Here is a 14338-nt window from a genome sequence, read left to right as displayed (position 1 = left end):
CAAATGTCGATAAGGTATGTTAGATGACATACGATGAAATAATGAATTATCCTAATACACTACATTGGACGAAGGAAAGCATAACAAGGGCGGAGAAAACATCTGAGGAATGGAAGTGGTATTATTTGAACATTTTTATCGTGAGACACTGCAAAGCGGATGGACAATCACCAAGTGCTAATCTTACAGAAGAAGGATATACGCAAGCCAACCGGCTTGCTGAATTTCTGTACAGAAAAAACGTTGAAAGCATCCATTCAAGTCCTTTTGTAAGGGCAATTAGTTCAATCACCCCATTAGCGCAGAAACTCAAAGTTAATATAATTACAGATGACCGTTTATCAGAAAGAATTTTGTGCGCTGAAAACCATACGAATTGGCGCGAAATGCTTCGTAATACTTTTAATGACCTTGAGTTGTGTTATAAAGGTGGGGAGTCAAGTGTCGCCACGATGGATCGTGCATTATCGGTCATAAAGGATGTAAGAGAAAGCGGATTAACAAATGCTGTCATCGTTACCCATGGGAACTTAATGTCCTTGTTACTTAAATATTTCGACAAGAATATCGGTTTCGAGGAATGGGAAGGTCTATCAAATCCAGATGTCTATCACTTACAATTTGATGACGCATCACCAACTATTCAAAGGATTTGGCGTTAATTATTACGATAACAGATACGATAGCACAATGCTGAAGGGCTGCCGCGCGGCAGCCCTTCGTTACGCTAACTGGCAGTTTACTTGAAAGACATGAATGATAAAATAAGATAGAACACAAATTGTGAAGCGAAAGAGTGATTTTCGTGAGAATAGGATTTTTTGATTCTGGCATAGGTGGTTTAACAGTACTTCATCAAGCATTGCGATTCCTTCCACATGAAGACTACATCTTTTATGCTGATACCTTACATATTCCATACGGTGAAAAACCAAAGGAAGAGGTTAGGGACTATATTTTCCATGCAGTCGACTTTATTGCCGAGCAAGACGTGAAAGCACTCGTCATTGCCTGTAATACTGCAACCTGTATAAGTATTGAAGAACTTCGCAAAAAGTATGATTTCCCAATTGTAGGTATAGAGCCTGCCGTAAAACCAGCTGTTCTAAAATGGGAAGGAAAGCAAAAAAAAGTTTTGGTTTTAGGGACTAATTTAACTCTAAAAGAGGAAAAGTTTAATACTCTTGTGAGAAGCATAGACCATCAAGACTTAGTTGAAAGATTACCCCTTCCCGGACTTGTTCAATTCGCAGAGAAATTTGAATTCGATGAAGAAAGAATTATGCCCTATTTAAGAGAGGAATTATCGTCATTTGATTTGAACCAGTTTGGAACCGTTGTTTTGGGATGTACTCATTTCCCCTTTTTTGAAGATAGCCTAAAGAAAATATTTCCTGTGGGAGTAGACATTATTTCCGGAAGTATTGGTACCGCTAAAAATTTAAGACGAATACTCGAAGCAAGGAATCAAGTAGGAGGCGGTACAGGGGATATTTTGTTTTTTCAATCCGATTATAAAATTGAAGATACGGAAACGTTATCTCGTTATAAAAACCTATTGTTAATGTTAGATGCGTTAAACTAACAGGTACGTTAAGCTCAACAGAAAAGGATCATTTTGGTCCTTTCTTTTTGTCCATTCGCTCTCGTATCAGCATCGGCTGCTCCAAGCGGGAAACTCCTTGCTTATCAACAGTATATTATGGAGTGCACCGACATTTTATAAAAGTGAGACTTAGAAGTGAACGTCACAAAAAAGACGCCGGAACAGCAACCGTTCCGGCGTCTTTCATCTTCATCCGCTCTATAAAATGCCTTCCTTCATCACTTTGTACACAAGCTGCGAGAACAGGCTGTTCGACCAGACGAACCAGTCTCTCGTGTACACGCCAGGGTCATCGGCATGAAAGCCTTCATGCATATAACCCGTATCCGCATCGGTCGCCTCCAGCATGGCGATCATCGCCAGCTTCTCAACATCCGATGAGGCGGTAATTCCCTGCATCGACAAAGCCATATGCCAGATGTAACCCGGAGGCGTGTGCGGGCTGCCTATTCCCCTGGCGGCACTGCCCTCGTAATAGTAAGGGTTGCTGCGGCTCAAAGCGAACCTTCGCGTGTTCTGATACACCGGATTGGCGGCGGTCGTATAGCCCAAATAAGGAATCGACATCAGCCCCGGCGTGCCGGCATCGTCAGCCAGACAGTAATTGCCGAAGCCGTCGGTCTCATACGCATAGATCGAGCCGAATTCCGGATGACGGTAGATGCCGTAAAGCTCAATGCCGTGGCGGACATCCGCCTCCAGCCTGCCAAGCTCCTGCACGAGCGCGGAATCCCGGAACACCCACTCGGCAATTTCGCCAAGCTGGGCCAATGAGACCGCCGCAAACATATTGGCGGGCAAATTATAGTGAAAATCGCACGCATCATCACTTGGCCGGAAGCCCGACCAGATCATTCCCGTGTAATTCACCGGCATCCCGGCGCCGTCATTGCGCAAGGTGTCGGTTGCAACGCCGTTATTGCGCGTGAAGCGGTAAAATGAAAGCTCGTCATGACGCTGCTCGGTTCTCCACAGTTTCACAATGACCTTCATCGCCGCCTTGAAATTCGCATCGAAGATGTCTGTCAGGCCGGTAGCCTTCCAATACATATGGGCCAGCCGGACCGAGAAGCAGATGGAGTCGAGCTCGAACTTGCGTTCCCAGACCCAGGGTCCCATCTCGGTCTCATCTGCGGCATTCCAATGCCAGTCATTCGCCGATTCATTGAATGCATTGGCATACGGATCGATGATAATCGATGCCATATGACGCTTGATCAAGCCGCCGAGAATCCGCTGCAGATCCGCATCTTCCGCGGCCAGCGGCACATAGTGGATGACCTGCTCGACGGAATCGCGCAGCCACATGGCCGGGATATCGCCGGTCAGGATAAAGGTGGTATCGTCGTCCATCAGCTTCGTTGCGGTTTCCAGCGTATTGGGAAAACAATTCCGGAACAGCTGGAGCAGCTTGGGACGATGGGCCAGCTTCTCCTCCGCCTCATCCAATACTGCCTGAACGGCGGCCGGAAGCGGAAGCTCCGGCATGGTGATTTTCGGTAAACGGAACTGCTTCATCTCTTATTTCCTCCCGCATCCCCACGGGGATATGATCATCATTTAAATATAAGTTCAAAACGCTCGACTTTTAGCACCGAGAAGATCCGCTTCCTGGTAATCTTCGCGATTGAAGTCGGACGTTTTGAACAACCTTTACATTTATTCTTTTACCGCGCCAATCGTCAGGCCCTGCACAAAATACCGCTGGAAAAACGGATAAGCCAGAATAATCGGCCCTGTTGCCAGGACCACCATCGCCATACGCGAGGTTTCCTGCGGCATATCCTGAAGCATGCCTGCATTGAAGTTATTGGAATTTTGCGTAATGAACTGCATGGTGGTTTCAATCCGCATCAGCATCGACTGCAGCGGAACGAGGTCCGGATTTTCGATATAGAGCAGGGCGTTGAACCAGTCATTCCAATAGCCCAGCGTGCTGAACAGGCCGATGGTCGCAAGACCCGGCAGAGAGAGCGGCAGAACCAGACGGATGAACGTCTGCAGCTCCCCTGCTCCATCGATCCGGCCCGATTCAATGATCGCGTCCGGCACCATCGTACTGAAGAAGGTGCGCATAATCATAATGTAGAACGCATTAACCGCCATCGGCAGAATAAGCGCCCAGATATTGTCGCCCAGATGCAACAGCTGCGTTACGACGATATAAGTCGGGACAAGTCCGCCGTTAAACAGCATCGTGAAGAAAGCCAGGAAGCTGAAGAAATGGCGGTACTTGAAGCTTTTGCGGGAAATCGCGTAAGCATACAGGGTGATAAAAATCAGGCTGATCAGCGTTCCCACGACGGTGATGAAGATCGTGACGCCGTATGAATGAAGCAGGGAATCGCCTGTTCTGAATATATACCGGTAGGCATCCAGGCTCCACACGTCCGGAATAATCGCATAGCCGTTGCTGGCCAGCGTAAGCTCATCCGTAAATGAAATAATCAGCACGAAAACAAAAGGAAATACACAGGCAAAAGCGAACAACGCGGCGATAATGTTGAACACCACATTGGCTGGGGGAGACAACCGCTGGAAATCGCGGGACTTGCTTCGAGTCTTCGACATGACCGCTTCTCCTTTCTGATTAGAATAAGGCGTTGTCTTTGTTGAATTTGCGTACGATCCAGTTGGATGAGATCACCAGGATGAAGCCGATTGCCGATTGGTACAAGCCAGCCGCCGTGCTCATGCCGATCTCTCCGGTCGTTTTAAGTCCACGATACACATAGGTATCGATAACATTCGTCGTTGAATAAAGCATGCCTGAATCGCGCGTAACCTGGTAGAACAGACCAAAGTCCGCATAGAAGATGCGTCCGATTGCAAGCAGGGTCAAGATGGTCATAAGCGGCGTAAGCATCGGAATCGTAATATGCCGGATCTGATTCCACTTGCTTGCACCGTCGATCATGGCCGCTTCATACAGGGATTTGTCGATCCCGATGATGGCTGCCAAATAAACAACGCTGCTGTAGCCGATGGTTTTCCACAAGTTGATAATAACAAGCAGGTAAGGCCATTTGTGAGGTTCCGCATACCAATTGATCGGATTCATGCCAAAGTAGCCCAGAATCTGGTTCAGGAGCCCTTTGTCCGCGCTCAGAAAGCTGAACACGAAGTAGCCGACAATAACCCAGGACAGAAAATAAGGCATGAAAATAGCCGTTTGATAAATTTTGGACAAGCGTTTATTGACGATTTCCACCAGAATGATGGCCAGACCCACTGAGAATATCAGGCCCAGAATAATAAAGGCTACATTATAAAGCACGGTATTGCGCGTTATGACGTAAGCATCCTCGGTGCTGAACAGAAATTTGAAGTTATCGAGGCCCACCCACTTGCTCTGCAGGATGCTGGCCAGAAAACCTTCCTGTGTAAAGCGGTATTCCTTGAATGCGATAATGGTGCCGGCCATGGGCAAGTAGGAGAAAAAGAAAAACCATACCGTGCCCGGAAGCACCATGAACAGCATCGCTCTATTTTTGGCAATATCCTTCAGAACTCTCCCAAGCGTGCTCATTCTATCCCTCCTTATCCGGTAACAAAAGGAGGGGCGGACGCATGCATCCGCCCCCTCCTGATTCATAAAGCTTTATTTTTGCGTTGCTCTCCATGCGTCGAGTTGGGACTGGGCCTCAGCAATGATTTTGTCCAGTCCGGCCGCTTTGAATTTCTCGATTGCCTGCGGCAGGTATTTATCCGGATCAGCGGTTCCGGTCATCAGTGCCGGCCAGAATTCGCCTTTCACGTTCTGAATGGCAGCCAGTTCATTGACCACCTTGGAGCTGTCGAAGTTGAAGCCGAGCGTCGGAGCAGCTTTGCCGGCATCGTTATAGGCTTTGAATTGCTCCCATTTGTCAGCAGGATCTGCGGCGCTCAGGTAAGTCAGCATGATATTGCCCAGTGCAAAAGTAGGCATATCGTAGTTTTTGGCGTCAGGCAGGTTTTCCATGTGCGTATCATCGATTTTTTTGTAATGTACGCCTTCGATACCGGAATCCACCATGTTGCGCAGTACAGGATCGGTGTTAAGCAGGTTCAGGAACTGCATCGCTTTGTCCGGGTGTTTGGAGTTCGCCGAGATTGCTTGCATGGAACCCATTACCGACCAGTTGTAAATAACGGAATCGTTAGCCGGTTTGGAAACAACCGGATAGCCATAGCTTTGCGACCAGAGAATGTCGGCAAAAGGCTGGGAAGACGCGCGGTCCAGGAACCATTTGCCTGATTTCGTCAGGTCATCTGTCGAGCTGATCGTTGCCGCTTCCGGAGAGATGTAGCCGGCTGTATAGTATTTGTGCATCGTTTCCAGTGCTTGCTTCATTTCAGGTGTTTCAAGCACATCGACGATTTTGAAATCCGTTGTATCCAGTTTTACCGCCATCGGCAGGTTTTGGATAATATAGTCATAAGGTACAACTGGAACATGATCCTTGTTGACCGCGAACGGTGCAACCTGCGGCTCTTTTTCCTTGATTGTTTTGAGCAGCGGTTCCAGACTTTCAAGCGTATTCACGTTTGAAATGTCCAGGTTGTATTTGTCGACCAGGTTTTTGTTGAAACGCCATACTTCTTGAGTAGGCAGCTCTTTGTTGGCCGGAACGCCGTAGTTATGGCCATCGACCTTGGAGCCTTCCAGGAAGGCCGGATCAAGCTCATCCACAATACCTTGACCGTACTGCGTCAGCAGCTCGTCAATCGGTGCGAAAGCGCCTTTGCGGGCATTCTGCACATAATCAAAGGCCCATGAGCAGGAGAAAAGGATATCCATTGGCGAACCAGATGCGGTAAGGACCTTCATCTTCTGGTCATAGTCGCCAAAATCGATCATTTTCATCGTTACAGTGACGCCGATTTTCTCAGCTGTATATTTGCTGACCTCAGCCATAACCTTGTCCATGTCTTTTTGCGGAGCACCGATCGTATACCAGACCAGGTTTACCGGTTCTTCCGTGCTGCCGCCGCTATTTCCGGCGGTGCTGTCGTTCGTGCTGCCGCCGTTATTTGCTGCTGTATTGCCGTTATTGTTCTTGCTGCCGCAGCCGCTCAGGACCATAGCAACAACCAGCATCAGCGCAAGCGCCAGACCAACGCTTTTTTTTGTTCTTGTCATTTTTGTTAACCCTCCCGTTTGATGATTGCTTCTTTCATGCCTCTTAGGCTCTTCTTTACATTAACTTATGAAAACCGTTACAAATAGAGCTTAAACTAGACATATCGTGTTCAAAATAAACAAAGAAGGACTTTTCTCCTCTTAAGAAAGAATGATCCTGCACCGGTCGCAAACGACGGTGAAGGATCATTCTTCCTTCAACTGAAAGGCCGTCAAATAAGCCCTTTATAATCCGTCGGCGAGATTCCCACATATTTCTTGAACTGCTTGTGAAAATAACCCGTTTCCCAATATCCGACGCCGCGGGCGATTTCATGCACCTTCAGATTGGTTTCCTTGAGCATTTCCTTCGCTTTCTGGACCCGGTATTTATTGATATAATCCGTGAAGGTTTCGTTGGTTTCCTTATTGAACAGCTTGCCAAGGTAGCCCGGATGAATGTTATATTTGCGCCCCAGCGATTTCAGGGACATTTCCTCCATATAGAACTCATGAATATGGTTCAGGACCTGTTTGACAATCGGACTTCTGTCATCCTGTCCCAGAATATCGATCATCATCCCCGCCGCTTCCTGTACGAGCGAGACCAGCTCCGCCACGTCAGAAGCAAGGGACGCTTTTCCGAACACATCCTTATACAGTCCGCTGACCATAGCCTGCGCCGATTTCAAATCGTTCAGCTCCATCTTCAGCCGCAGCATCATCTCGATGGCCAGACTGCGCAGCAGCGCGGGAGTAACGCCCTCCTGCTTCTGCGCCTGCTGGAACTCCTCCTCGATCCGGGTAAACAGATTCTCCTTGTCCTTGGCCACCATCAGCTTGCCGAGATCGGACCAATCGACGGGAATTTGCGTCAGCTGCGCATCGCGGTCCGGAATAAGCGTTTCATATTCAGCGATGTCCGTCCGGCCAAGCATCAGAAAATATTCCTGCGCCCGCCGCGCCTGCTCGTAGCTCTGCCGCTGCTCCTCCCCCATGCGCTTCACGGTGCCGAGCGAAATCCGCGACCGGTAGGATTCACCCAGCTCATCGCGCAGCCTGGTCAGAAGATCAAGGGCCGCTAGCTTGCAGGCCTCCGGACTGTCGCCCATAAAAACAATGACAATATCCCCTTCCAGATTGGTAAAACAAACGGTGGCGCGGTCCGCAGCCACCCGATGCTTGATCTCGCGCCTCAACTCAAGCACCATCTGCTCATCCTCATCGTCGGGCCTGACGATCGACGCCAGCAGATAAGGCCATTCAAAGACGATGCCGAGGAGTCTCGCCCGCTCCGCAAGCTCGGCTGGCGCAATCTGGCCGGTCATCCAGCGGTATAGAATATTATCCCTCAGGATACCGATCTCATCATCGGTGAAAGCGGGAATCAGGGATTGCGAAGCAGAGGCGTTCAACTTCTCCACCGTGTTCTGCAGGGTCTCCGTCAACTCTGTAAAATTAATGGGCTTAAGCAGATAATTCTCAATGCCCAGCCTCATGCCCTGCTTTAAATAATCAAACTCGTTATAGCCGCTCAGGATAATGATCCGAAGCTCCGGATACAGCTGCCGCGCGGCGGAAATCAGCTCAAGGCCGTTCATTACCGGCATGGTGATATCGGTGATCAGAATATCCACCGGAACCTCCTTCATCCGCTCCAGCGCCTGCTTCCCGTTCTCTGCCCGGCCGGTGAGCTCGAGGCCATACGAGGACCAGTCCACCGCATCGTACAAACCATCCAGAATAAACGGCTCGTCATCGACCAGAAATGCCTTATACATATCAGCTTTCCCCCTCTGATGTGTTTGGAAACCAGATTTTCACCGTTGTGCCCTTGCCGGGCGTGCTTGCAAGCTCAACCCCGCATTCGTCCGCATACACCAGCTTCAACCGTTCGTATACGCTTCTAAGCCCCAGCGATCCGCTTGTTTCGTCGTCCTCCGGGAGCAGGAACGAGCTGCGGATGCGCTCCAGCTTGTCCGGCGCAATGCCGGTCCCGTTATCCGTAATTTCAATATGGATAATGCCTTCCCGCTCCTCTGCGCGCACAGCCAGCACATTATCCGTATCATCCGCGCGGATGCCGTGAACAATATAATTCTCGACTATGGGCTGCAGCGACATTTTGATCATTTTCCGGCTGCCAAGCTCCGGTTCATACGCAATCGTGTAGCTGAACTTGTCCTTGTAGCGGATGCGGAACAGCTCCAGATAACGGCGGCAGTTCTCCATCTCCTCCTGAAGCGTGACCACGGTCTGCTGCTGTACGAAGCTCTTGAACAGCACAGCCAGGCTGTAAATCATTTCGCTCACATCCGTCACGCCCTGCGAGATGGCCCTCATCCGGATGACCTCCAGCGTATTGTAGAGAAAATGGGGATTGATGCGGGCCTGCATCGCCGTAAGCTCCGTATGCTTCTGCTTGATTTCCGCTTTATAGACACGGTCGATATGACGCGTCAGCTCCTCCAGCATTTGATCGAAGCTGCGCGAGATCTGTCCGAGCTCATCCTCTTTGGTGTCCTGGATTCGCACCGACGTATCGCCGGTTTCAACCTTGCGCATGGAGCGGATGATCCGGTTTGTGCGCTTGGCGAAATTAATCACAACGAGCGAAGGAACGATGACCGCAACGAGAATGCACGCCGCGCTGACAAACAGAATCAGATTGCGGAGCGTCCTGTAGGACTCCGCCACCTCCTGCTTGGGAGCCACGCCTACCACAACATAACCCAGATTGTTTGGCGTCAGCGTGGAGATATAAGAATCCTGCTCCAGCTCGCCTGAGATATTCAGTGAATTGAGCTTGTCCGCATAAGGATAGGTGGTCCCGTAATAGTTGCCCGACGAGTCGAAAATAACGCCGCCCTCCGATGCCAGAACGAGAATATAACCGTGAAAATCCTTCTCGTAGCCCGAGATCGATTGCAGGATGCTGTCGGAATTGAAATACACGATTAATTGCCCGACCGCCTTCAATGTGCCGAGATCGTTAATGGAGCTCTGAACCGAATACAGCCTCGTGTCCGGTTGATTGATGGTTTTGCGCACCCATTCATTGGGCACCGAGATGTTTCCGTTCTGGAGCGCCATCGCATCGGGGATGAAGGACCTCGAAGGATTCGTTGTGATCAGCCGGGACGTATTGCGCTGGCTTTGTACATAGAGAAACTGCTTCTCCGTGCTGTACAGCAATAAATTTTCCATATCCTGATCGTCCTCAATCATATTCTTCAAGTAGGCAATGCCGTCGGTCGAGCTGTTCTGACTGCCCATAAACTGATCCAGGCGGCGGTTCACATACTCTTGAAAGGAATGCTTGAGCAGGTAGGTCATATTATCTGAAAGCTGCTGATCCCTGTAAATATTCTGAACCATCAGCTGAACCGAATCATGCTTGGCCGCGATATAACGGTCGACCCGTTCCATCGCGTTCTTCTGATTCGTAAGCTCGCTTTGCACAATCGAGCGGGAGATAAAATAGAACGTAAAATAAGAGAGCGTCATGATAGTAAGAACCGCTATTGCGGAGAAGATCAGGATCATTTTCACGAACAAATTATTGCTGACGTAGTTGCGATATCCTCTTCTGAGTCCCATTGGCGCCCCCCTTCCGCGTCTGCTGCTTGTCCATCCACATCCCTTCATCATAGCGCTCTGTATCCAATTAAAAAAGGGAGAGATTAATACAGTTCTGTCCAAAATAAGATTTTTATTAGGAAGTATTCTCTTCCATGAGGAGGGCTATCCTGTCCTGATCACCCTGCGGGTCCTTCCTCCCCGCACAGATGTGCGAAATCTGGTATCATAAAGGCTGTACGCCCTTGATAACCAATCACAGTTCACACAGAAGAAAGGATCAGAAGGCCATGAGCATTTCGCTGACCCACAGGGTCATTAAATTGTTGTGCGGCCAGATCTCTTACGATAGAGGAAAAGCCTATTACCGTTCCGGCAAAGTTATGCTTCAGGATTTCGATCCCGGGATTCCTGTCTATGAGGCCATCGTCAAGGACAATAGCAGCTGCCAGGTCAGCGTCCAGATCGATGGCGGCGGCGAAGTGCATGCGACCTGCAGCTGCCCTGCTCTTCCTTCCTATGATAAATATTGCAAGCATATCGCAGCCGTGCTGCTCCATCTCCATGATCTGCAGCAGGATGGCCGCATATCTGCGCAGGCGTCAGCGGCTTTGCAGCCTGCAGATGCCTTCCCCCGCGAATCCGGTCATCTTGTACAACGGCATGACGGTTCGGCATCCCGTTCCGCAGCAGACGCCAAGCTCGTAAACGGCATGCTGGGGCTGTTCGGAGACAGGACGCTGCGGCCTGTCCGTACTTCAAGACCTCTTTTCAATAACCGTACCGTTCTCGAGGCCGAGTTTGTCTGCAAGCCCTCCGCTTACGGCTATGACAAGCATATGCTCGGCCTGGAGATGAAGGTCGGTCCCAAACGGCTGTATATCGTACCAGACATAAGAGATTTCCTGGATCGCGTTGACCGGAAGGAACCGTATAGGTTCTCCCGGCATTTTACCTATGATCCGCAGCTTCACTGCTTCCAGCCTGAGCATGATGCCGTCCTTGGGCAGCTGATCCATATTTTGAATCATGAAAGGCTGTATCGGGAATCATCCGGCGCCTACTCCGCCCGTGGCAACCCCACAGGCGGCGACCGTACCCTGCTCATCCCTCCTGTCTCCTGGGAAACCCTGCATCCCTTGCTGGCAGCAGCTCCGTCTGTGCGGTTTCAGCAGGACGGTCAGATCGTAGACGGGGTTGGCATATCCAATGAGGCGCTTCCCCTTGAATTCGGGTTCTATGAGGGGGAGGATGGCGGCTTTCAACTGGATATCCAGGGGCTGGATCCATTGATCGTCATGGAATCATATGGGCTTGTGCTCTCGGAAGGCAGAATGCTGAGGCTCCCAGCCGATCAATGCAAACGCCTGTCCGATCTGAAGCAGATGCTCAGCACCTCCGGGAAGCCGCATGTGCAGATATTACCGGAGCAGATGGAGCCTTTTATGGAGAAGGTCATTCCCGGATTGATGAAGCTGGGCGCTGTTCACATCTCTCAGGCGGTATCGGAGCGTATTGTGCAGACCCCGCTCAAGGCAAGGCTGTATCTGGACCGTGTGAAGAACCGCCTGCTTGCCGGACTGGAATTTCAATACGGGGATATTGTGATCAACGCCTTGGAAGGGACCGGAGAGAAGCGCGGCGAAGGCCGCATTCTTATGCGGGACGGAGAGCTGGAGGGACAAATTCTGTCGCTGATGGAGCAAAGCGCGTTCGCCCGGACGGAAGCCGGCTATTTTATGGATGATGAAGAAGCTGAATATGAATTCCTTTATCATGTCATACCGCTGCTGGAGAAGCTGCTGCAGGTTTATGCGACTACAGCGGTGAAGACCAGGCTTCACACCGGACATGTCCCTCCGAAGATCAGAGTCGAGCTGGATGAAAGGGCGGATTGGCTGGAGTTTACCTTCGACATGGATGGAATTCCGGAAACGGACATCCGCAATCTGGTTCAGGCAATCGAAGAGAAGCGCAAATATTACCGGCTGCCAAGCGGAGCGCTGCTTCCCCTCGAGAGTGCGGAATACGAGGAAATCAGGCGCTTCATCAACAAGACCGGACTCATCAGGGAGGATCTGAAGGGAAATCAGTTTCGTCTTCCGGTTGTCCGCGGCTTGCATATGATGGATGCCGAAACAAATGGACAAGCCGTCAAGCTTGGAAAATCCTTCCGCAAGCTGCTGGAGAATATGCGAAATCCCGATAATCTGGATTTTCCTGTGCCGGAAAGCCTGGAGCCTGTGCTCCGGGATTATCAGAAATATGGCTACCAATGGATGAAAACGCTGGCCCATTATCATTTCGGCGGCATTCTGGCCGATGACATGGGGCTGGGCAAGACGCTGCAGAGCATCGCTTTTCTCGTTTCCGTTCTGCCTGAGATTCGCAGCCAGAAGCTGCCTGCGATCATCGTATCCCCTGCCTCTCTGATCTATAATTGGCAGAACGAGCTGAAGAAATTCGCTCCCGGGATCCGCTGCATGATTGCTGACGGAAGCAGAACCGAACGGATTGCCGCTCTGAAAAATGATTCCCGGGTGGATGTTTTCATCACCTCCTACCCGCTCCTTCGTCAGGATATTGACACGTATATCAAGCTGCCCTTCCATACGCTTATTCTGGATGAGGCGCAGACCTTCAAGAACCATGCGACTCAAACCGCGCAGGCGGTGAAGGCGCTGCAAGCCCGGTACCGGTTTGCGCTGACCGGAACCCCTGTGGAGAATACCCTCGAGGAGCTGTGGTCGATCTTCGATGTGGTGTTTCCCGAGCTGTTCCAAAGTGTGCGGGCATTCCACGACTTATCGCGGCAGGCGGTTGCCAGGCGGGTCAGGCCATTTATACTGCGCCGGCTGAAGACGGATGTGCTGAAGGAGCTGCCGGACAAGATTGAGTCGGTTCAGGCTTCCGGGCTGCTGCCCGAACAGAAGAAGCTGTATGCGGCCTATCTGGCTGAGCTGCAGCAGGAAACCTTGAAGCATCTGAGCGAGGACAGCTTCCAGAGGAACCGGATCCGAATTCTGGCCGGCCTGACAAGGCTTCGCCAGCTGTGCTGCCACCCCGCCCTGTTCATTGAAGGCTACGATGGAGGCTCTGCCAAGTTCGAGCAGCTGCTCGACATTATAGAGGAATGCCGCAGCTCCGGTAAACGGATGCTGATTTTCTCGCAGTTCACCCGAATGCTGGACCTGATCGGGCGGGAACTGGGTTACCAGGGGGTGCCGTTCTTCTATCTGGATGGACAAACGCCTGCAGCCGACCGCGTCGAGCTGTGCAGCCGCTTCAATGAGGGAGAGCGGGATGTGTTCCTGATCTCCTTGAAAGCAGGAGGCACCGGATTGAACCTGACCGGAGCCGATACCGTTATTCTGTACGATCTCTGGTGGAACCCCGCTGTCGAGCAGCAGGCTGCGGACCGTGCCCATCGCATCGGGCAGAAGAATGTGGTCCAGGTCATCCGCCTTGTAACGCAGGGCACCGTAGAGGACAAGATGTACGAGCTGCAGCAGAAGAAGAAAAATCTCATCGACGAAGTGATCCAGCCTGGCCAGGAGGCGCTGTCTACGCTGACGGAACAGGACGTACGGGAGATTCTGATGATGGGATGAAGAAGAGCCTTGATCGGTGAGCGACTTGGCTCAGCTATCAAGGCTCTTTATTGGAACAGCGATGCAGCCGAGTCAAACCCGCAGTTTGGCAATAGTCCCATAAGAAAATCCACTTTTCAGCACTCTAATAAGGATTTTCCCGTTACAGCATTATGTCCACCTTTTCAGCACTCTAGTAAGGATTTTCCAGCTTACAGCGCTTTCTCCTCACTTTTCAACACTTAATTAGGATTTTCCCGTTACAGCATTATGTCCACCTTTTCAGCACTCTAGTAAGGATTTTCCAGCCTTCAGCGCTGTATCCTCACTTTTCAACACTTAATTAGGATTTTCCCATTACAGCATTATGTCCACCTTTTCAGCACTCTAGTAAGGATTTTCCGGCTTACAGCGCTTTATCCCCGCTTTCCAGCGCTATAACAAGGAATTTCCGGTTTGCAG

At 50.6% G+C, this 14338-nt stretch carries 9 protein-coding genes; 3 read left to right on the top strand and 6 right to left on the bottom strand.

The genetic code is table 11. The features are described from left to right. Positions 1 to 23: 23 nt before the first annotated feature. Positions 24 to 662 carry a histidine phosphatase family protein gene (locus AC0YNV_RS21725; protein ID WP_475769881.1) on the top strand — a complete coding sequence of 213 codons (639 nt, stop codon included), beginning with the start codon at positions 24 to 26 and terminating at the stop codon, positions 660 to 662. A gap of 143 nt (positions 663 to 805) precedes the next feature. Further along, entirely contained in the window at positions 806 to 1585 is a 780-nt protein-coding gene (gene murI, locus AC0YNV_RS21720; protein ID WP_475769880.1) for a glutamate racemase, read from the top strand. 219 nt (positions 1586 to 1804) lie between these two features. Here the strand turns inward: murI and AC0YNV_RS21715 are convergent, their stop codons facing one another. From AC0YNV_RS21715 to AC0YNV_RS21690, 6 genes are all read right to left on the bottom strand, one after another. After that, a complete protein-coding gene (locus AC0YNV_RS21715; RefSeq protein WP_475769879.1) occupies positions 1805 to 3124 on the bottom strand; it encodes a glycoside hydrolase family 125 protein in 1320 nt (439 codons plus the stop codon). Between the two features lie 141 nt (positions 3125 to 3265). After that, the gene (locus AC0YNV_RS21710) at positions 3266 to 4177 is read right to left on the bottom strand and encodes a carbohydrate ABC transporter permease (RefSeq protein ID WP_475769878.1); all 912 of its coding nucleotides are present in this window, start codon (positions 4175 to 4177) and stop codon (positions 3266 to 3268) included. Positions 4178 to 4196: 19 nt separating this feature from the next. Then, positions 4197 to 5135, bottom strand: coding sequence for an ABC transporter permease (locus tag AC0YNV_RS21705; RefSeq protein ID WP_475769877.1), 939 nt, complete (start codon positions 5133 to 5135; stop codon positions 4197 to 4199). Positions 5136 to 5207: 72 nt separating this feature from the next. Next, entirely contained in the window at positions 5208 to 6728 is a 1521-nt protein-coding gene (locus AC0YNV_RS21700; protein ID WP_475769876.1) for an ABC transporter substrate-binding protein, read from the bottom strand. Positions 6729 to 6940: 212 nt separating this feature from the next. After that, entirely contained in the window at positions 6941 to 8488 is a 1548-nt protein-coding gene (locus tag AC0YNV_RS21695) for a response regulator (RefSeq protein ID WP_475769875.1), read from the bottom strand. Between the two features lies 1 nt (position 8489). Then, positions 8490 to 10307 carry a sensor histidine kinase gene (locus AC0YNV_RS21690; RefSeq protein WP_475769874.1) on the bottom strand — a complete coding sequence of 606 codons (1818 nt, stop codon included), beginning with the start codon at positions 10305 to 10307 and terminating at the stop codon, positions 8490 to 8492. A 269-nt stretch (positions 10308 to 10576) separates the two neighbouring features. On the opposite strand from AC0YNV_RS21690, the gene AC0YNV_RS21685 reads away from it, so the two are divergent. Then, complete coding sequence (locus tag AC0YNV_RS21685) at positions 10577 to 13897, top strand: DEAD/DEAH box helicase (RefSeq protein ID WP_475769873.1); 3321 nt, start codon at positions 10577 to 10579, stop codon at positions 13895 to 13897. Positions 13898 to 14338: the final 441 nt, after the last annotated feature.

It is taken from the genome of Paenibacillus sp. JT31N11, from assembly GCF_056269285.1.
Note: the sequence above shows the minus strand (reverse complement) of the source record. Positions and strands in the feature narration are given on the sequence as shown.

Bases quoted from the DNA above. Each gene is read 5' to 3' on its own strand.
- AC0YNV_RS21715 (WP_475769879.1), bottom strand. From the start codon at position 3,124: ATGAAGCAGTTCCGTTTACCGAAAATCACCATGCCGGAGCTTCCGCTT.
- AC0YNV_RS21695 (WP_475769875.1), bottom strand. From the start codon at position 8,488: ATGTATAAGGCATTTCTGGTCGATGACGAGCCGTTTATTCTGGATGGT.
- AC0YNV_RS21700 (WP_475769876.1), bottom strand. From the start codon at position 6,728: ATGACAAGAACAAAAAAAAGCGTTGGTCTGGCGCTTGCGCTGATGCTG.
- AC0YNV_RS21685 (WP_475769873.1), top strand. From the start codon at position 10,577: ATGAGCATTTCGCTGACCCACAGGGTCATTAAATTGTTGTGCGGCCAG.
- AC0YNV_RS21705 (WP_475769877.1), bottom strand. From the start codon at position 5,135: ATGAGCACGCTTGGGAGAGTTCTGAAGGATATTGCCAAAAATAGAGCG.
- AC0YNV_RS21710 (WP_475769878.1), bottom strand. From the start codon at position 4,177: ATGTCGAAGACTCGAAGCAAGTCCCGCGATTTCCAGCGGTTGTCTCCC.
- AC0YNV_RS21690 (WP_475769874.1), bottom strand. From the start codon at position 10,307: ATGGGACTCAGAAGAGGATATCGCAACTACGTCAGCAATAATTTGTTC.
- AC0YNV_RS21725 (WP_475769881.1), top strand. From the start codon at position 24: ATGACATACGATGAAATAATGAATTATCCTAATACACTACATTGGACG.